Here is a 20,299-nt window from a genome sequence, read left to right as displayed (position 1 = left end):
CCCGAAGCAGGCGGCCAAGCTACAGGCCGCCCTTCTGGACTACCTCACGACCACCTTCGCCCTCTCCGACGCCGACGCTCAGCGCGCCCTCGACGAGTTCTTGCGTGACCCTGACGAGGGCATTTTCAAGGGGCCTTACCTGCGTACCCGGATGCCCTTTGCCCCGGCACCGAGGTACTCCGCCGATCAGCTCACCTGGATGCCTGAGGGTTTTAGGCCATACAACCACCAGGCCAAAGCTTTCGCCCGTCTCAACTCGGCGTTGGGCCGCCCACGTCCCACCCTGGTCACCACCGGTACCGGCTCGGGCAAAACCGAGGCCTTCCTGCTGCCGATCCTCGACCATGTCATCCGGGCTCGCCGCGACGGTATCACCGGCACCAAGGCGCTCATCCTCTACCCCATGAACGCGTTGGCCAACGACCAGGCTCAGCGTCTCGCCCACCTCATCACCACCGATGAGCAACTGGCCGAGGTCACCGCCGCGATCTACACCGGTGAACAGGGACCATCTCGCACCATCGTCAGCAAGGACGGCCTCATCACCGACCGCGCCGTCATCCGCGACAGTGCCCCCGACACTCTGCTGACTAACTACAAGATGCTCGACCAGCTCCTGCTGCGTCACGAGGACCAGCGCATCTGGCAACAATCGGCCGAATCGCTGCAATACCTTGTGCTCGACGAGTTCCACACCTACGACGGCGCCCAGGGCACCGACGTCGCGATGCTGCTGCGTCGATTCGGCCTAGCCCTCAAGTCGTACTGGCCAGAGCGCGGCAGCCAAACTGACACTCACAGCGCCGAGGAATGGGGGCGTCCGCTTGGGCGCATCACTCCCGTTGGCACCTCGGCAACCCTGGGCACGACCGAACACCAAGAGGCATCAGGGCTCACGACTGACGCAGCCCGCGGAAACCCCACGCCCTCCCCAAACTTCGAACGCTCCGGCGACATGGTCTCCTTCGCCACCACGGTCTTTGGTGAGCCCTTCGATGCCGACTGCGTCGTCACCGAGTCCCGCAGGCCGATTGACGAGTGGGTCGGTGACGCCGAGCAGCGCCTCAAGGATCGAGGCATCAAACCACGCATCGTCAACACCCTCATGTTCACCGATGTTCTTGACGCGATCGCCGGTCTCTCCCCCGATCAGGCGTGCACCACCTTGCTGACCAGGCTGTATGAGGATGAGGCGGACGTCGACCACGAGCGCGCACCAGGTCGCAAGAGCCATGACGACCTCGTCCTGCTCGCCAAAGGTCACCCCTTCATCCGGGACTTCCTGAAAGCCACCGCCGAGGCGACCCACGTTCGCGACCTTGCCGACCGTCTGCTCCCGGGAACCGCTCGCCTGGACGACCCCCGCGTCACTTTTCTGCTGGAGCTGCTGGGCGCCCTCGGGCACCTGCGCTCACTGCCCGACCGTGACATGCCGAGCACCGAAACTCACCTGTGGATTCGCGAGCTCAGCCGCATCGACCGCGACGTATCGACTGCCACTAACTTTCGCTGGAGTGACGACGGAACCCCGGTAGGTCGAGCGACCGACGACGGCACCGAGCCGGGGGTCGTCGCCCTACCAGCGGTGTATTGCCGCCGCTGTGGCCGCAGCGGATGGGGCGTCCAGCTCGCCAGCACTGGCTACGACCTCAGCGCAAATGATGACAGCATCAGGCGGAACCACGCGGCACACGACGGGCGTTTCCGAGCCTTACTCTCGGCCCCTCGGGAGGGTGCTCGCGCCGTCGACTCCGGCGAGGCAGTGACCTCACTGTGCTGGTTCGACACCGTCAATAGGTGCCTCGATCACCACATCCCCGACGCCGACAGCCCCGAATACCGCAACGGCATTCTGCTACCCGTCCTCACCCAGGCCGGCCAAGACGCTGAGAAGGACGCCAAGAACGATGTCTGCCCTAGCTGCGGAGCTAAGGACGCCATTCGCTTCCAAGGATCGGCGATCGCCACACTGCTGTCGGTAAACCTGTCCACCTTGTTCGGCAGCGACGACCTGGATGAGAAGAAGGCACTCGTCTTCACCGACTCTGTCCAGGACGCTGCCCACCGCGCAGGATTCATTTCGGCGCGCTCCCACGCCCTCACCCTGCGCACCATCCTGCGCAGCTCCATCAGCGAAGAGCCTGTTACGATTCCCGAACTCATCAGCACCGTGCTGGACGACGCCGACGACCAGTTCAAGCGCTATCGCCTGTTACCCACCGAACTCGCCGAACATCACAACTTCGAGGAATTCTGACGCTCGGACCGCGACACGACAGTGCCGAAGGCGATTCTCGCCCGAGTCCGCAACCGCCTCACCTTCGACGCGATCCTCGAACTTGGCCTGCAAAGCAGGTACGGGCGCACCCTGGAACAGACCGGCTCGATCTGCGTCGAGGTGAACGCCGGGTCCTTCACCAACATGGTCGATATTGGCCGCGACGCCCTGGGACACAGTGAAGACGACCTGGTCGGGACCCTGGCAGGCCTGGCCGACAAGCAGATGGTGTCCTGGGTCCGCGGGGTTCTCGAGCGCATCCGCGTCCAAGGAGGTATCAACCATCCGTGGCTGCAGGCTTACCTGGACCACGACGGTGCGCGCTGGCACCTATGGGGAGGACGCCGTCGGCAAGACGGAATGCCCGCTTTCCCTCCCGGCCGTTCCGCCCCGGCCTTTCCGCGAGTCGGCGGCCAGCGTGTCCGTCACGAACAGCTCGACAATGTCACCGACGGCCAGAGTTGGTACGCCCGGTGGACTGGACGGGTTCTCGGCGTCTCTGCGGGTCATGGGGCCCGGTTGGTCAGGTCGCTACTAGAATGCTTGCACCACGCCGGCGTCCTGGAAGCGACGACGACCCAGGCACAGGCGACTGTGTACGCGATTCCCGATGAGAGGATCGTCGTACGGGCGACCCTCGACAAGGAGTTGCGCGAATCCGTCATCTTGCTGCGCTGTGATCTGTGTCAAGCGGTGCACCCGGGCAGCCCTGACACCGTGCGTCAACTCACCGGCGCTCCGTGCCTCAATGGAAACTGCGACGGCCAACTGGCCTCCGCGCCGATGGCACCAGATAACTTTTATCGCGGCTTCTATCGAACCAGTGACCCGCGACGCATCGTCGCCCGCGAGCACACCTCGATGCTCTCGGATCAGCAGCGGCTGGAATACGAGAACGGTTTCAAGGCTGGCTCGATGGATCCCTCGGCACCCAATGTCCTCGTCGCCACGCCTACCCTTGAGATGGGTATCGACATTGGCGACCTGTCGACGGTGTTCTTGTCATCGCTGCCACGCAACGTAGCCAACTATGTGCAGCGGATTGGTCGAGCTGGCCGCGCGACGGGCAGCGCTCTCGACGTCACCATGGTCAGGGGTCGTGGCGAACACCTGCCCCGGCTGGGCGACCCGACGTCAATGATTAACGGCCAGGTGCGTCCTCCGGCCACCTATCTCAGCGCCGGGGAAATCCTGCGTCGGCAGTACCTGGCGCATCTGAGTGACGAGTTGGCTCGCGACCCGGGCGCCATTCATCCGCATACTTCGGGTGCTGCTATGAACGGTGACGACGGTGGCTTCCTCGCCAGCCTCGTCGACTATGCCGAAACCGACGTTGACGAGCACCTGGACCGTTTTCTGTCCACCTTTGCGCACCTGCGCGCCGATTCCGTGGAGGACCTGCGCGCCTGGGCCACGCCGGTGGCCGGTAAGCGCACCAGCAGGCTCGCCGAGCAGGTATTTGCCGCTGCGACGAGGTGGACGCGAACTTTGGAGGAGTTGGAGCATCGACGCCAGACCATTGAGGCGAGTTTGCCCGAGCTACGGCAAAAGGCCAACATCCCCAACGCTGGAGAAGATGACCGCCAAGCTTTCGCAGACGCCGAGGCGACCATCAAGTGGATCCACAAGCTGCGGGGCAAAGCAACCCAGGAATACTGGATAGCGACCCTTGAGGAGTACGGGCTCTTCCCCAACTACACCCTCGTCGACGACTCAGTGGAACTCGATGTGAGCCTGAGTTGGTACGATCCCGACAGCAACGACTACCAGGACGAGACGGCATCTTTCTCGCGTGGAAGTGCTGCGGCGTTGCGAGATTTCGCCCCTGGAGCGACCTTCTACGCCATGGGCCACGCCATCACTATTGACGCCATCGACCTCGGACGAGATAGCGAGTCCATCTACACCCTGGCAGTGTGCCCTTCGTGCGGATACACCGTCGATCAACGCCTCGACGGCGCCCCGACAGAGTGTCCACGATGCCACGATCACCGCATCCAGGACACGGGACAGCACCTGGAGGTTGTGGAGCTGACGCGCACTTCTGCGGCCATCAAGCGCGACGAGTCACGCATCGACGACGCCCACGAGGAGCGTACCCAGACGAACTTCACCATCGTGCCGGCCGCTGACATCGATCCGTCACGAGTTCGCAGCGAGTGGTACGTGCAACACACCGAATTCGGCGCTCGATACCTTGACCGGATGGACCTGCGCTGGATCAACCTGGGCAAGGAGACACCCAGCGCCCCAAGCCGGCAGATGGCTGGTTTCCAGTGCCATACTCCCCTGTTCCGCGTCTGCGAAGGCTGCGGACACCTCGACAGCACCACCGGAACGAATCACCGTTCCGAGCATCGGCCGTGGTGCCGCTACCGCGATGACCTCGACGAGCACGTGCGCACAGTCGCGCTCACCAGGTCACTGACGACTCAAGCCGTCGTCCTCCCGTTGCCAGCCTCGATTGTCACTGGCGATATGTTCGCTTTGCCGAGCCTGCGCGCAGCCCTCCTGCTTGGATTGCGCGAGCAGTTCGGTGGAACTCCTGACCATCTGGGCATCATGGCGATCAAAGAACCAGTCGACGGCAGAACCCGCGATGCATTGCTGCTGCACGACCTTGTCCCGGGCGGGACTGGTTATCTAGCCGAATTCACTGATCCCCAGAACGTGTGGGCGGCTCTGCGCCGCGCCTTCGAGATTGTGCGCGACTGCCAATGCAAGGACGAGGGGCGACTCGCCTGCCACCGCTGCCTGCTGCCGATGGCGTCCGCCCGCGAAGCCCGATACGTCTCACGCGCCAAAGCCGAGGACTGCCTCAAGGTTCTCATGGGGCTGCCCGGCGGCGATGCGCCTGGCACCTAGATGACCTGGGGGATTGCCACCACGCCCCCTACTATCAGCTCCGACGACGAGTCCTACCTGGAGTCGCGTTTCCGAAAATCCTTCATGGCTCTTGCGCGTAGGCTTAACGCGACGGTATCCCAAAATTATGGACCCGGCGGCAACGTCATCAACGTGCGCATCGGGCAAGTGCTGTACACCCTGCAACCTCAAGTACTCATGCCCGGCTGCAAACCCGATTTCGTCCTGCGCGGTGGTGACCGTCCAGATCTGGCGATTTTCACCGGCGGGGCGACCTTCCACGCAACCCCGGAGTGCAACCGGGTGCGCGACGACGCCGAGAAGCGCGCTGGGCTGCGCAACCTTGGGGTTGAGGTGCTGGCGGTCACGCTAGACGACGTCAATGACTTCGAGGCCGGACGGGATCCGGCCGCGCCCGAATGGTTCAATGCCTCAGTGTCGTCAAAGCTCATTAGCCTGTATGACTACACCCCCGATGCCGTGCGAGCCGTGACTGGTGGGCCTTTCGCACTCTTGGAGTACTGGATGCGGGGAGAGCCGCTGGAGGCTCTCAAGCACTTCGCCTCGGCGATCCCGATGTTCTTTTCGACGAATAGCGCCCCAGATGGCTACATCGATTCCGCAGTGCCCATCGCCGCTGTGAAACAGGAAGATCTCCACGACAGTCAGCGGGGTAACCCTGAGGCTGCGCGCGCCTGGTGGCACCAGGACGGCCCCTTGAGTATTCGGACCCGACTACGAGCGAGCAGCTTTCCCCCGGCTAGCGACATCTGCGTTGTTCTCGACGACGACGCCGTCAACAATTCCGCTTTCTTAGGCGCGTGGCATCGGTGGCTTGCGCTGAGCAACGCACTCATGCTGCGCGATGCATCGGACCAGACGGTCATCCTCGGCTGTGTCAAACCGCAGGAGCCGAGTGGGCAGGAGGCGGCCGTCACCGATCCCGTGATAGACATTGCCCAGACCCCCTGGCCCACTGTCATCAAGAACCTCGGACCCTCGCTGGCCACACCCGAGCTTCCCGGGCTGCTGGAGGATCTCGCGGCACAGGGGGGTACCTGAGCCGATGGCCGGTGAAGAGATCGGTTCAGAGGGCATCATGGTTGACCTGGCATGGCCCGATTCGCGTATAGCAGTAATCTTCGCACCGGAGCCCGACGACGAGGACTTGCTGGCCGAAGACGGATGGACACTGGTACGCCCGACGGCACACGACATCACGACGGCGCTGGAGAGCATGGCGTCGAGGGAAGGACACCATGGCTGAGTCGACGATCGTCATGTCGAAGCAGGCGAACAAGCTCGACGGATCCCTCAAGGCGAAAGCATTCACCTTCCTTTCCAAACTCGCCGCCGATGACGCGGTGCCCGGCCTGCATATCGAGAAGGTGGAAAACTGCCGCGACAGCAGAGTAAGGACCGGCCGCGTCGACAAGCAGTTCCGCGCTGTGCTGTTCAAGCTCACCGGTGAGGGGCGTAACCACTATGTCCTCGAGGGCATTTACAACCAGGACGAGGCCTATAACGTGGCCCCGCGTATCGAACTCGCCATCAACCCTCTCAACGGAATCCCTGAGATCAAGCGGGCCGAACCGTCCACCGACGCCCCCAACCTAAACGTCAGCGCCGCTACCCCACACGAACCAGCCATCCCCGTCCGGAAGTCTTCTCCCGTCATCACCGCCGACCGGGCAGAAGTGCTGTCCCTTGGGCTCGACGCCAGCCTCGTCGATACCGCACTCACCCTCACCAGTGAAGACGCCGTACTCGACCTGGCAGCGCGGCTCAGTGGGTGGCAGGAAGCCGCGCTCGTCGGCCTGGCCTCCGGGATGACGCCAGACCAGGTGCGCAAGGAATTGCTCGAACCACCGGAACAACCCGGAACGGAACAGGCACAGGCACCCCGCAAGGACGAGGTGACGTCAGTATCTCGCGAGTCTGACGCCGCGCTGCTCAATAGCCTACGCAGCCCTGCAGCGGCCATGGATTTCGCCATGATCGAAGGTAAAGACGAGTTGCGACGGGTCATCGAGGACGGAGACTTCGGGGCTTGGCGAGTGTTCTTACATCCGACGCAGCGTCAATTTGTCAACCGCCGGTGGAACGGGTCGTTTCGGCTGGGCGGTGGGGCCGGAACCGGCAAGACAGTTGTCATCCTTCACCGGGCAGTATCGCTGGCTCGAGATAACCCAGATGCCCGCATCATCATCACAACGTTCACAAAGAACCTCGCCAATGAGCTGTCCGAGAACCTGAAGTCCCTTGATCCGACCCTGCCACGGGCGTCCGCACTGGGACAGCCAGGCGTGTACATCAACGGTATTGACGCCCTGGTCAGCGCCGTCATCCGAGATGCTGGAGCTGACGTCGCCGAGGCCGCCAAGGAGGTCCTGGGAGCCCCTCGCACCGACTTGACCGGGCGCACGTCGCCGCTGCTGTGGCGCGACGTCCTCGACCAGGCTCGAAGCGAGGTGCCCGAGCGGCTAGCTCACCACCGACTGCTCGAGACTGAGTACGAGCAAATCATCCTGCCGAATCTCATCACGACCCAGGAGAAGTATCTGCGGGCGCGACGCCCCGGGCGGGGTTTCCGACTCAATCGTCGCGATCGTGATGCGGTATGGGAGCTTGTGAATAAGTACCGAGACGACTCTCGCATCGGTGGCATGATTTCGTTCGCGGAGGCGGCCGCTATTGCCGCGCAGTACCTCACTCGCCACAGTGCCGTCGCCGATCATGTCCTTGTCGATGAGGGCCAAGACCTCGCCCCGGCCCACTGGAGGCTCATCCGATCGCTCGTGCCCGAGGGTCCGAATGACATCTTCATCGCTGAGGACTCGCACCAGCGCATTTACGGGCATCGGTTGGTGCTGTCTCGGTATGGCATCATGACGAGGGGCCGTTCGCGGCGACTCACCCTCAATTACCGCACCACGGCGCAGATCCTTCACTGGTCGACCCGGGTGCTCGAGGGCGGGAACTACGTCGATTTGGACGGTGCTGACGACGACAAACTGTCGGGGTACCGGTCGGCTCGACGCGGCCCCGACGTCACCGTTCACCCATGCGGGACGATCACCGAAGAGTTCGACGTCCTGGCCAAGATCGTCGGGCAATGGGCGAAGGGTCGCCAACCCGAGACCACGGCGGTGCTGGTGAGGGACCGGTCACAGCGCGAGCGAGTAGTAGATGCGCTGCATGAACGGGGAGTACAGACCCGAGCCGTTGATCACGGTTCGATACCGCCGGGGGCGCCGGTCGTCATGACCATGCATCGTGCCAAAGGCATCGAGTTCAGCAAGGTGTACCTCTTCGGGGTCTCCTCGCGGTCCATCCCCATGGGCATCAAGGCATACGACTTCGATCAGGATGAGAAAGACCAGGCTCTGCTCCGGGAGCGGTCGCTGCTGTACGTGGCGGCGTCGCGAGCCCGCGATGAGCTTGTGGTGAGTTGGAATGATCAGCCCAGCCCGTTGTTGAGCGCTTCTGTATCGTCCGGGGCAGCCAGCAAATCTTGAGTGCGACGCCCGAGGCCTTGAATGTCGACCAATGACTGTTTGGAATCGCCAACTCGGTGACTTGAGAAATTAACGTCCTCCCATTGTCATGGGCTGACGTGGTCAGTCACGCTGGCATGCGTCCCGGCGAGGCGCATCAGCACTTGACCGGACCCGTTGCATCACTCGGCGGCCAGATCGTCGTGGATAGATTCACCCTGGTAAGGCGAAGATATTGGAGCCTCCGCTACGTCGACAATCCTCTTGGCGTGCCCATAGACGTTGTCGTCAATCCACTCTGGCGGTAGTTCGCTGCCCTTGATGGCCTCGAGGACAAGGTCGACTTTCAGCTGATTACCGGTGACCCTGCCGTGGCACACCAAAGCGATGCCTGCATCCTCGCACGCTTCGACGACCGGAAGGAAGTGCTGGCTCATCTGGGTTGACAACAGGCCCACCATCTCACCGCATACTTTGACGCCAACCACCGTTTTCTGGGTCGTCTTAAGTTGCTTTATAAACGATCCAAGTTGAGCCACCACCGGCACAGAATGCTCGTCGTCAAGCAGACCCAGCAATGTCTCCATGTGGTCCCCTTCACGGGTAACTTGCACCTTACGCCCCCGCGGCAAGATAGCTACTGGTCCATTTGGCATTCAGACAGGAGTCGCTACCTCATCGGGCAGTGGCAACTTGATGCTTGCCCCGGCTCGAAATCCGTGCTGGCGCGTCATCCAGATTGATGCCGGACCGACAAGCATCGGTCCGAGGCATGAAGCGCTTCGATCACTTTGAGGTACGATTCCCTTACCTCATCCGGGACTATTCCGATCTGCATACCGTCGATAAACACGGCAAGTTTATGGTTCACAGTGAGCCTTACTTGAGCGTCGAGATCATCCAGTCGAGCCTTTTCACGTTTACCGTCGTGGCCACAAGACAGACAGACTCGCGTAATACCAGCTTTAGACTTCTTAATTGCTACGAGTTTGTAGTTGCGGATACATGGTCCCCAAGGCTGAACTGGCAGTTGCGTACTCGCGGACACCGACGATAATGGCCGCGGGTAGCCTCTAAGCAGCATGGGGTGTGGACTCTCGCCCGCACCTTGTCGAGAGAGCGTCGCACGGAGGGCATCATTCGTCGGCACCTCGACGTATGCGTCGAGGATGCTCATTACGCGTCCGTGAACATCCATCGACGTCACCCCAAGCGCGTCCCATTCTGGAGCTATTTCAGCGGCAGCCCATACCGACACGTAACCGATATGATGACCATTCACACTTACCTTGAGCGCGTTTTCATCGTGGCTGTTCTGAGGTTCACGCTCAACACACAGCACTGTTGACCCAATAACGGAATTAGGAACCGTGTAATAGCACATCCCGAAAACGTCATAACGTGTAACATTATCCCCAACGTTATAATTCGTCCATGACCCCAACGAGGCTGTCTTCACAGCCACTTTAGCAGCAGGTAAAGAACCTTTACGTCCAACGCGATTACCAATGATCGCAAGCCAAAAACCAGCAGCCAACCATATTCCCGCTTTCGGTATCAAAACCATAACGGCGACAATGAGGGCGCACCACCACGGGTGGGAAACCATGAAATCCCTAACTGCGTTCGTGTGTTTGCTCATGCTTCGACCCATCCATCGACTTCCTGGCTTTCTTTGCCCATCTCGTCCTGTTCACCGAAACGAACGTTCATAGGACGTGTGATCACCCACATATCCTCAGCCCCGGTGGGGACAGGACAGACCGGAACCACGCTTGCCTGCCGTGGGTTCTTCCGAGTTTGAGATTGCATCACCCCGACCCGCCAACGAACTCTGTTAGAGCGCCCGTCTGAGAACGCGTCAGCTCTGCTCGTGGAGTCCGCTTGCCTCCGCCGCCGCTGATTTTGGTGGCCCCAGTGGACCCTCTTAGGCGGAATACCGTATGCCTCTGCGGCGGCCTGACGCGTCTGCTTCGTTCGGGATTGCCGGAGAAACCATCGCAGGTACCCGTACCCGTCTCTCATGGTCCTGAGTGCGATTTTGCCGGTGGCCTTCCGGGCCTTCTGGCACAGCATCACGGAGTTGCGGCAACTAGCATCGCGAAGGAGATCTGACAGATCGCTCACCTCCAACTCAGAGGACTCCCGTACGAAGCGCCAGCAGCTATCAAGGCCTTGGCGGCACGTATCTGCCCCGGCGCTGCGTCAGAAATCGCAAATCGACGCGCTAAAGTCTTTACCCAAGCTGTCACATGACAACCCCAAAGCCCGACCGCGTCGCGCTCAACTGTCGCGCCGTCGCTGGATGAATCCGCACGCGTTTGGCCCGCGTATTCGGTTAAGTCGCAGTCAATCACGCCCACCAGCAACGCTCGACACCGATGCTTGCATCTATCGAATCGGCGGAATCTCCCTGCAAATCCACCATGGCCCCACGCTCATCCATCAGCGCTACTAGGAAGACGAGTGGCTGCCATGACGCGACTCCTCTCAAATGGAACCGCTACACCGCAACCGAGGGGATCTTCAGAATCAAAAGTTCCCTCTATAGTTCCCGTCGTGAATTCGGCAGGAAGCATTTCCCCTTGTCAGGGGAATACATTGGTCGGGGCGACAGGACTCGAACCTGCGGTCTCCTGCTCCCAAAGCAGGCGCGCTAGCCACTACGCTACGCCCCGTCTCATCGCGGCTACCGCAACAAGAACACCGACAGTTTACTGGAACACCCCGCCATTCGGCCAATGAGCCACCCCGACGACGTGACTTTGCGTCACTTCACCACTGAACGGATGGCATCGGCGATAGCCTTCGGCCTATCCAGCATCATGAGGTGATGGGAGTTTTCCACCACGATCAATCTCGCTGCGAGCATCTGGGCCAGGCGTTCATGAAGTGCCAGTTCCTGCTCCTGGCCCGAATACACCGCCGACAACAACACCGTCGGCAGATCTGGCCAAGTATGCCTTGAACGCACGGCCATGAGGTCCCATGCTTGCTGGTCATACCCCATCCATTCAGCCACCGCCATCGCCATGGCGTCAGGGCTGCTATAAACCCGGTGAAGCCGGTGTTCCTGGAATTGATGCCACACCACCGAACCTGACCTCATCGTTTGCGCCATGACACCGATGGCGAAGGCACTACGACCCAACGGCCCCGCCACCGAGCCCATGATTTTGTAGACCGCGTTCGGCAAGGCGATGCTGTGACGACGCGGCGGATGGGTTGGCCACTCCACGGAAGGATCAACGAACACGACACCGGCAACAGTCTCAGGATGGATTCGAGCAAACGCTTCAGCATGGAAAGCCGCCATGGAATGGGCAACGAGGATGACCCTCCGTGGGCGACCGGTGTCCCCATGCCCTTGAATCAGACCAACGAGATCGGTCAGGCTAGCGATCTCTTCATCCAACTGGGGATAGCGCCCCGGCCAGGAGGTCCCACCGAGACCTGGACGGTCGTAGGCGATGACGTCAAGAGGCTGGAGGCGGTCCACAACAGGTTTCCAGAAGTCACTCGATGCTGCTGCCCCTGCCATGAGCACAACAACGGGGTCCTCAACGTTGGAAGCCGGTCCTTTCGCATCGTCGTACACGACATGGAAGGGTCGCCCACCCAATTCGCGCATCGACGCCAGGGCGCCGTGAGACGAATCAAGCACCTTGTGGCCGTCCCCGTCGGAACAGCTGGCATCGTCATCGCTACTCATGGCACTCCCCTATCTCACTTCAGGGTTCAAACCCTTATGCCTCTCACGAGGTGCGCGGACGCACCAGCGGGAAACTAATTGTCTCGCGAATTGACGCATTCGTCAGCAGCATCACCAGACGATCCAGCCCCATACCCATACCGCCAGACGGTGGCATCGCGTATTCGAGGGCCTCCAGGAAGTCCTCATCAAGCTCCATCGCCTCCGGATCGCCGCCTGCGGCCAGCAGGGACTGAGCTGTGAACCGCTCCCGCTGAATCACCGGATCGACAAGTTCGGTGTAGGCCGTGCCCACCTCGGAGCCGAAGATGATGAGATCCCATTTCTCGGCCAGCCGCGGATCATCACGGTGCTGACGGGTCAATGGAGAAACGTCAGTCGGGAAGTCGCAGAAGAAGGTCGGCTCGACGGTGACATGCTCACTGACGTGCTCGTGCAACTCCAGCACGACGTCGCCACGGCTCCATTTTGGCATCGTGGCAATCCCGAGCTTATTGGCGTACTCGATGAGCTTTTCTTTGGGGGTATCGGCGGTGACCTCCTCACCCAGCCCGCGCGAGATTCCCTCATTGACGGTGACGACATGCCATTTATTGGCTAGGTCGATCTCATGTTCGACACCTGTGCGATCACGTCCACGCACGACCGTTCCGCCGATGGCATTGCGGGCGGCAGACAGGATCATCTCCTGGGTGAGGTGACGCATCTGGACGTAGTCGCCATAGGCCTGGTATGCCTCAAGCATCGTGAACTCCGGGTTATGGGTAGCATCGGCGCCCTCGTTACGGAAGTTCCTACCGATTTCGAACACTCGTCCGGCTCCGCCGACCATAAGCCTCTTGAGGTACAGCTCCGGGGCAATGCGCAGATACAGTTCCAGGTCGTAGGCGTTGATGTGGGTGCGGAATGGACGTGCATTCGCCCCGCCGTGGATCGTCTGCAGAATCGGCGTTTCAACCTCGATGAAGTCATGACTCAGCAGCGTTTCCCGCACCGCGCGGATGGCGTTCGAGCGAGCACGCAGCTGATCGCGCGCACCAGGATTGACGATGAGGTCGAGGTAACGCTGACGAACCTTGGCTTCTGGATCATTGAATCCCGATCGTCTCGATGGCAGTGGTCGCAGCGACTTTGCCGCTAGCCGCCACGACGTCACCTTCAGACTCAGCGTCCCGTTACGGGAGGCCCCCACTGTTCCAGTAGCTACGAGGTGATCTCCCAAAGACACCGTGTGACGGAAGTCGCGCAGATTATTGACGCCCACGGCGTCACGTTCCATGACGAGCTGGCAGGCCCCCGTCCAGTCGAAGAGGTCAATGAAGATGACACCGCCGTGGTCACGGCAGGCATCCACGCGCCCGGAGACGGTCATCTCCTGGCCGGTCAATTCGGTGACGACGTCCCCCGGCTGGTGGTCGGGCTTACAGTCAGGCGGATAGGCCTCCACTCCTGACTCCAGAAGACGCTCGCGGGTCGCCATCCGGGTACGAACCTGCTCAGGAAGACGACGCTGCGGAAGACTCGGCGTGCGTTCTTCAGCCAGGAATTCGGCGATCTCAGGATGCCCACTGGTCGAATAAACCGGTTGAGGCGGCGGTTCCACCGGGTAAAGCCACCGAGGAATGTCAAGCTGGCCCTCGGCGATGCCCATTGCCAGACCCACCTGGCCCAAATCAGAAGTGTCAGTGAAATTAAGGTAGCGGGTCTGCCAGCTCGGCTTGTACTTGACGTTAGAGCGATACAACTGCTCAATCTGGAACCACTTTGACGCCACCAAAACCAGCCAGCGATTAAGTCGACGCACCGGGGAGGCCCCCACCCGGGCACCTTCCTCAATAGCTTCACGGAACACCGCGAAATTCATCGAGACCCGCCGAATGCCAATCTCTGACCCGGCCGCCATGAGTCCTGCGACCATAAGTTCAGTAACACCGTTATCTGCCCCGTCAAGGTCTCGCCGCATGACGTCAAGGGACAAGCCGTCATTACCCCACGGCGTGAAGGAGAGAATGCCGGCCGTCTGGCCAGCACGGGGGCCGTCATCAGGGTAGAGCGCCTCCACCATGACGCATCTACCATCCAGCGGGTCCCCCAACCGGGACAACGCCATCGAGAAGCCGCGCTCGTCACCGTTTTGACGCCACTTATCAGTCAGGTCAATGAGACTGTGCAACTCCTGCGGATGGATGTCCTCATGGCGTCGGGCCCGAGTCGTGTATCCCATCGCACGCAGCTTCGTGACAGTGTGACGCACGGGCTTGAGATCAGGGTCATCGAGATTAAAAGTCGCTGGGGAGATGATGGCTTCGTCGCCAATGCGCATGGCTTTCAGACCCGCGTGATTCCACACCGTCGCACCTTCCTCTGAGGTGCCAATAACGGCAGGAACCCATCCATAGGTATGGGCGATCTCGAGGAAAGCGTCAATAGCTCCGGGCCACTGGTCGACTGGGCCGACTGGGTCACCTGACGCCAAAGCCACCCCAGCCTCAGTGCGATAACAGACGGCGGCACGACCGTTGTGGGAAAAGACGACGGCTTTGTCACGGCGAAGGGCAAAATACCCCAGCGAATCGGCCGGATTCTCGTCAAGAAGACGACGCAATTGCAGCTCATCAGACAGGCTCATCATGGCAATATTGCGTTGAGAACGCAGAATGACGACAAGCGCAGCCACCAGCACTACGGCCAGCAGGAATGACACCACACCTTGCACCCAGTGCGGCGACGTTGGTTCCTGAGCGATACTTGCTTCATTGCCTTTCAGGATGCAAGTGATGATGTGCACCAGACGGTTCCGCGGCCGTCCAACACCACCAGTTAGGGACACCAACAGCCACCCAATAAATCCGGTAGCTAGCAGACCCCCGACGAGCACGACGATTGCCCGTCCGAGGTTGGCGCGAACCGTATGCGCGGAAAAGCTGCGACGACGAGTCAGCAAGGCCACCAGGATCCAGCCAACCGTGAACACGTTGAACAGGTATCCCGCTAGATCAATGTCCTTACGGGTGTCTGTCGGCCCGCCCATGATGACCTCGCTGATCACGAGGGTAAAAGATGTGGCCGCCACAAGCCACATCAATCCAAACACGATGAGACTTACCCACCAGGCGAACCTCTTACGTCGCGATAACGCGTCCGAAAGCACTAACAGGACCACGACACCGGCCCAGCCAAAACCGTCAATCGGGAAAATGAACACCGAGAATGCGTTGTTAGCGATGGCCACCCACGTGGTGCGGCTGAAGACCAGGCGCAACACAATGAGTAGGGCGGCGACGTTCATGAGCCGCGGGATGACGACAACCGCTGTGGCCCTCGGTTTTGGAGTCGATCGAGAACCGGTGCGTGGCCGAGCATCGGATGCCGCTCGTGTCTCAGGTACAGGGTGGGACGATGTCACGCCCTAACTGTGCCACGTCCGCGCGACACAACCAGAACCTCACCGCCGGAACAGCCGGACTTGCCTACTGAAAATACTGACCGGGAGGCAGAATGAGGCATTCCCAACATGGCGCGGTGATCCTGCCGCCCCGACGACGCAGACCCACCTGTGCGTCACCAGGTGAGAAGTGCCAGATCCTCGTCGTCAAGGTGCTCGCTAATGAGCAAGCGACGCGCCGTACGCTGGCGTAACTCCCCTACCCGCATAGGACCAAATGCGCTCGTCAAGTCCTCTGGCCAGACCGTCGTCATCGCGTGAGCGAGGGCGGCGCGGCGACGGGGCATCCGGTGTCCGTCAGCATAGAGCGGTCCGCCAGGAATCGCGGGCAGGAAGGCTCCCAATTCCCAAACCGCCTCGTCAGCGTCCCGGCCACCGAAACGCCCCGTCCACATGGCTCGTTCCGCGCGTACCAGCGGATCCTCTCCATCATCTGAGGTGATGTTGACCCAGTCTCCACCCGGAACGAACTCGGCCAGCTCAGCTGAAGCTATGCACCGGGACATGAAGGTGCCTGGCTCATCCATTGGAAGATCCCACAACCGACGCAGCCCCTCGTCACGAAGCTCGGGATCACCCAAGCGGTGGCCTAACCGGAAGGCAGCGCAACAGGTCAGGAGCTTGGCGACGTGGTCGTCATCTTCTCTAAAGGGCCGTGACAAGACGTTTTCCAGACCCTCGGCAGCCATGTCGAGGGCCTCGAATGGCGCAACCCTCATGCCGACTGCATTCATAAGCAACCACATCTGCGGACCTGTAACGGTGCGTGGATCAAAACTCGAGACGATCTCGTCGACACGGGCACCAACGACCGTCGCGAGGCCGGGAGACCATCCAATCATCACCCTGGTAGCACCACGGGATTCGTAGATGACGAGGTCGTGAGCCCCCATCGGCAGCGGGCCGATCGTTTCACTGGTGTGGTCGGTTCCGTCGATAAGGATGCCTGCATCAGGGGTGTGACACATTATTTCCTCAGGCGGATCAACGATCGTCTCAGGCGGCAACCACTCGGGAAGACATTCCACTGCCTCTGCAACGGTGTCCGCCGACCGGCCGCGCCACAAAGCCATCCGGGCGTTGCCTGGAGACAGCGGTATCTCGGCACCCAGCAAACTGACCCCCTCGTCAACGGGGTGGCAATCTCCCATGTCTTGACGCCAGACTGTCAATACCGCATCGTCGCCGGCGCTTCTGGTGACGACGATTCCGCTAGCCCCAGCGACCCAGACGATGGCTGGGACCGGTTGATCGAGAGCCCAGGTCGGACCGGGAACCGTCACCTCAGCGTCTTCGGCACTGGGAGGCATGGTGATCCCGGCGACGAGTTCCACCGCATCTCCTTGGCGTAACTGGACCGAAAGGACCGCTCCGCATGGGTGGGTCCACATCCGCGAAGACTCGTCACCAGACTCCTGGTATGACACCAGTGTCCACGGCGGACCGACGGTGACATAGTTCAACCTAACCTCCAGAGACAACCATCAGTGATGCCGACGCTGACACTGTGGGCACCAGAACAGGTGACGCCCTCCCTGTGCGATCATCCTCACCGGCGTATTGCACACCAAACACGGCTGACCCTCACGCCGATAGACGTACACCTCACCGCCATGACGATCTACCCGGGGGAGCCGCCCCATCGCCTCCGGGGTGTGCTCTGGCTGCACGGTATCGATGCGTCCTGCCTCAACCCCGGCACGCATGAGCATGACCAGATCATCCCACATCGCCAGCCATGTCGAGTGGAAAATCTGCTTGCCCGGGGTCACCGGATCAATGCGGTGACGAAACAGCACCTCAGCTCGGTAGATATTGCCAACACCGGCCGCGACCTTTTGATCTAACAGCAGATCGCTGATTCGTCGTGACGATCGTCGTACCTTGTCCCAGGCAATGTCTGGATCTGCGTCGTCGCGGATGGGGTCGGGGCCAATGGTGGCTGCGACCGTTCCCCACTCGTCGTCGCTGATGAGCTCACACATTTGCGGACCACGTAGATCAGCGGCAGTAACGCCATCGGTGATACGTAACCGCACCTGACCGACGACGGGAACTATCGGCCCGACGGTCAGCTTGCCAATAAGCCCCAGGTGGATGTGCAACAGGTGGTCAGGACGATGATTGTCGAAATCCACGACGAGATGTTTTCCCCATGCCTGAGCCGAGGTGAGCAATGCTCCATCCAGCATGGCCGCAGACTCGGCGAACCGTCCTTGCGGGGAGGTCACCTCGACCTGTGTGTCGGCGAAGGCCGAGCCAATGGCATTGGCGAGACGATGGATGACGTGGCCTTCAGGCATGGTTGTCCTCTCGGATGGTTGGTTATGGCAGATAGGTGGTCATGGCGTCGTGGAAGTCGAATAAGTACGACAATTTGGGGCAGGATGGTCTCATGAATGCCACTAACCCCGGCAAACAGCACCGAGCCCACGGACACCGGCGTGGTCATGGGCCAATCCTCGATGGAGACCGTGCTATGAGGGCACGTGAACTTGTCGAGCAGCCAGAACCCTCTGGTGAATCTCAGATGCCAGAGCCGGGTCAGGAGTGGAAAATGGTACTGGCGGATCTTCGACGCCGAGCCACCGCCAGCCCCCTCAATGATTCAGAGCAGAAAGACTTACCCCAGTGAGCCCTCGTCCTCCCAGCGAGTGAGCATGTCAATACGACGCTGATGGCGGTCCTCGTGAGAGAAGTCGGTCGTCAGGAAGGTTTCGACGATCTGCCAGGCTTCCTCATGGGTCTGCATCCGACCCCCCAGAGACACGATGTTCGCGTCATTGTGCAAACGTGCCAGCTCGGCGATCTCGACGGTGTATGCCAGTGCGGCGCGGATTCCCCTGACCTTGTTCGCGGTGATCTGCTCACCATTGCCGGAACCTCCTAGCACGATGCCAAGTGACCCCGGCTCGGCTACCACGGCCTGGGCGCACGGGATGCAGTAGTCGGGGTAATCGTCCTGACAGTCATAGCTAGCCGCGCCATGGTCGACAACCTGGTATCCGGCTTCCGTCAACTTGCCGACGAGGTACTCCTTGAGCTCGAAGGCCGCATGGTCGGTGCCGATGTGAACATGTGAAGGCTTGAAGGTCATGCCTCCATCATGGCATCTGGGCCTAACCGTCAGTGCCGTTGACGGGATCATTTCCGATAGCGTGACGGTTATGGCTGAAAGCACCTCATCTGTTCAGGTCCCCGACCCCTACCGTCTGGAACTGGTCACCAGCGATGGTTCTCGCAGCGAGGCGGTCGACAATGTGCTGCGCGCCGTAGCACTGGGGTTTCACCTGGCCCGGCCCTCTGACGCCGAGCTCGAGCACTACGCCACCTGTGTGGAGGGTGCACAGCTGTGGACGATCCGCCAGCCTGACCCTGATCCGGAATTCCCCGGGCTTCCGGTCGCGACGATGGACGCGTACCCGAGCACCATTAACACCGGTCATGACCATCTTGAGCCGGCCATGTTTATCACCGACGTCACCGTGCGCGCCAGCCACCGCCGTCGCGGTCTGCTGCGCACCCTTATGACGAACGTCCTGACCCGTTCCAAGGAGGAGGGTCTGGCATTTGCCGCCCTGACCGCCACCGAGGGCAGCATCTACGGACGTTTCGGATACGGCATCTCGACCCGTGCCCAAAACGTCGAGATCGTCGCCGACGGTCGGTTCAAGCTCAACCACACCCCGAGCGGAACGGTGTCGATGGCGGATCCGCTGGCTATCGACGACTTGCGTCTCAAAGTCTTCTCCGAGTTCCACCGAGCCCACCGCGGATCCCACAACCGCCAGCCGTGGCACGTCAATTTCGCCTCCGGGCGCTGGGACTCTCAGAAGGGCGGCCCGAACTGTCGTGTCCGTTCGATCGTCCATCACAACGATGAAGGCGAGCCCGACGGCGTCGTCTCTTACGAGATCGACAAGGATTTCGGCTCCCAGATCACCATCCTCGACATGGTCGCCACCACCCCGAACGCGGAGGTCGCGCTGTGGGAATTCTTGGCCTCAGTTGACCTTGTCGAGACGATCAAGGCACCGAAAGTTAACCCCGCCACCCCGCTGCCGTGGGCGGTGGAAGACCCTCGAGTGGTGAAGTTCACCCGCCATACCGATCTCGGCTGGTTGCGCATCCTTGACGTCGAGAAGGCGATGGCGGTGCGCGGTTGGGACCATCAGGGCTCGGTCACCTTCCACGTCGTCGACCCGATGAGTTATGCCGAAGGCACCTGGCGGGTCGACGTCGAGGCTCCGGGGGCACCCGCGACCGTCACGAAGGTCAACGACTCGACCGATGCCGCCGCTCTTGACGTGGCCGCACTCGGGTCGCTGTATTTCGGAATGGGCCGGGGATTCTCGCTGGCCGCTGCTCACCGCATTACTGGCACTGACGAGCAGATCGCAGCGGTCGACCGGATGTTCTCCACCGTCGACGTCGCTCATAACATCTCGGAATTCTGAGGTATTCGTGATTTTGAGGTATTCGTGGACTGGGCACTTTTACCC

General features: G+C 61.0%; 8 protein-coding genes, 1 tRNA gene and 2 pseudogenes. 4 read left to right on the top strand and 7 right to left on the bottom strand.

Features of this window, described 5'->3' with window-relative positions; translation table 11 throughout:
• Window positions 1-34: 34 nt before the first annotated feature.
• Both F1563_RS11805 and F1563_RS11795 read left to right on the top strand, forming a co-directional pair.
• A pseudogene (locus F1563_RS11805) lies at window positions 35-6,410 on the top strand (DEAD/DEAH box helicase).
• Entirely contained in the window at window positions 6,403-8,661 is a 2,259-nt protein-coding gene (locus F1563_RS11795) for a UvrD-helicase domain-containing protein (RefSeq protein ID WP_002527092.1), read from the top strand. The pseudogene F1563_RS11805 and the gene F1563_RS11795 overlap by 8 nt, the downstream one beginning before the upstream one ends.
• 161 nt (window positions 8,662-8,822) lie before the next feature.
• On the opposite strand, the pseudogene F1563_RS11785 reads toward F1563_RS11795, so the two are convergent.
• The 6 genes and pseudogenes from F1563_RS11785 to F1563_RS11755 all read right to left on the bottom strand — a co-directional run bounded on the left by F1563_RS11785 (window position 8,823) and on the right by F1563_RS11755 (window position 18,100).
• Window positions 8,823-10,282: pseudogene (locus tag F1563_RS11785) on the bottom strand (HIRAN domain-containing protein).
• Window positions 10,283-11,242: 960 nt separating this feature from the next.
• Window positions 11,243-11,318, bottom strand: a tRNA-Pro gene (locus F1563_RS11775).
• Between the two features lie 92 nt (window positions 11,319-11,410).
• Window positions 11,411-12,352, bottom strand: coding sequence for an alpha/beta fold hydrolase (locus F1563_RS11770; protein ID WP_002527097.1), 942 nt, complete (start codon window positions 12,350-12,352; stop codon window positions 11,411-11,413).
• A gap of 43 nt (window positions 12,353-12,395) precedes the next feature.
• Window positions 12,396-15,641, bottom strand: a complete 3,246-nt coding sequence (lysX, locus tag F1563_RS11765; RefSeq protein WP_002533794.1) for a bifunctional lysylphosphatidylglycerol synthetase/lysine--tRNA ligase LysX — start codon at window positions 15,639-15,641, stop codon at window positions 12,396-12,398.
• Between the two features lie 272 nt (window positions 15,642-15,913).
• Window positions 15,914-17,188, bottom strand: a complete 1,275-nt coding sequence (locus F1563_RS11760) for a hypothetical protein (protein WP_002527099.1) — start codon at window positions 17,186-17,188, stop codon at window positions 15,914-15,916.
• A gap of 93 nt (window positions 17,189-17,281) precedes the next feature.
• Window positions 17,282-18,100 (bottom strand): Fpg/Nei family DNA glycosylase, encoded by an 819-nt coding sequence (locus F1563_RS11755; RefSeq protein ID WP_002527100.1) that lies wholly within the window; start codon window positions 18,098-18,100, stop codon window positions 17,282-17,284.
• 92 nt (window positions 18,101-18,192) lie between these two features.
• Between F1563_RS11755 and F1563_RS11750 the strand changes: the two genes are divergently transcribed.
• Window positions 18,193-18,432 (top strand): hypothetical protein, encoded by a 240-nt coding sequence (locus F1563_RS11750; protein WP_007433575.1) that lies wholly within the window; start codon window positions 18,193-18,195, stop codon window positions 18,430-18,432.
• Here F1563_RS11750 and F1563_RS11745 read toward each other — a convergent pair.
• Window positions 18,421-18,894: a ribose-5-phosphate isomerase gene (locus tag F1563_RS11745; protein ID WP_002527102.1), complete on the bottom strand. Its 474-nt coding sequence runs from the start codon at window positions 18,892-18,894 to the stop codon at window positions 18,421-18,423. The two genes, F1563_RS11750 and F1563_RS11745, sit on opposite strands and share 12 nt — an antisense overlap.
• A gap of 70 nt (window positions 18,895-18,964) precedes the next feature.
• On the opposite strand from F1563_RS11745, the gene F1563_RS11740 reads away from it, so the two are divergent.
• On the top strand, window positions 18,965-20,254 hold the full coding sequence (locus F1563_RS11740) for a GNAT family N-acetyltransferase (protein ID WP_172623718.1): 1,290 nt from the start codon (window positions 18,965-18,967) through the stop codon (window positions 20,252-20,254).
• Window positions 20,255-20,299 lie beyond the last annotated feature (45 nt).

Source organism: Cutibacterium modestum (assembly GCF_008326345.1).
In the GTDB taxonomy this organism is placed as follows: Bacteria; Actinomycetota; Actinomycetes; order Propionibacteriales; family Propionibacteriaceae; genus Cutibacterium; species Cutibacterium modestum.
Note: the sequence above shows the minus strand (reverse complement) of the source record. Positions and strands in the feature narration are given on the sequence as shown.

What these genes read in the sequence shown, in the direction of transcription:
- F1563_RS11770 (WP_002527097.1), bottom strand. Translation starts at nt 12,352, where the DNA reads ATGAGTAGCGATGACGATGCCAGCTGTTCCGACGGGGACGGCCACAAG.
- F1563_RS11740 (WP_172623718.1), top strand. Translation starts at nt 18,965, where the DNA reads ATGGCTGAAAGCACCTCATCTGTTCAGGTCCCCGACCCCTACCGTCTG.
- F1563_RS11745 (WP_002527102.1), bottom strand. Translation starts at nt 18,894, where the DNA reads ATGACCTTCAAGCCTTCACATGTTCACATCGGCACCGACCATGCGGCC.
- F1563_RS11795 (WP_002527092.1), top strand. Translation starts at nt 6,403, where the DNA reads ATGGCTGAGTCGACGATCGTCATGTCGAAGCAGGCGAACAAGCTCGAC.
- F1563_RS11760 (WP_002527099.1), bottom strand. Translation starts at nt 17,188, where the DNA reads ATGTGGACCCACCCATGCGGAGCGGTCCTTTCGGTCCAGTTACGCCAA.
- F1563_RS11750 (WP_007433575.1), top strand. Translation starts at nt 18,193, where the DNA reads ATGAATGCCACTAACCCCGGCAAACAGCACCGAGCCCACGGACACCGG.
- F1563_RS11755 (WP_002527100.1), bottom strand. Translation starts at nt 18,100, where the DNA reads ATGCCTGAAGGCCACGTCATCCATCGTCTCGCCAATGCCATTGGCTCG.
- lysX (WP_002533794.1), bottom strand. Translation starts at nt 15,641, where the DNA reads ATGAACGTCGCCGCCCTACTCATTGTGTTGCGCCTGGTCTTCAGCCGC.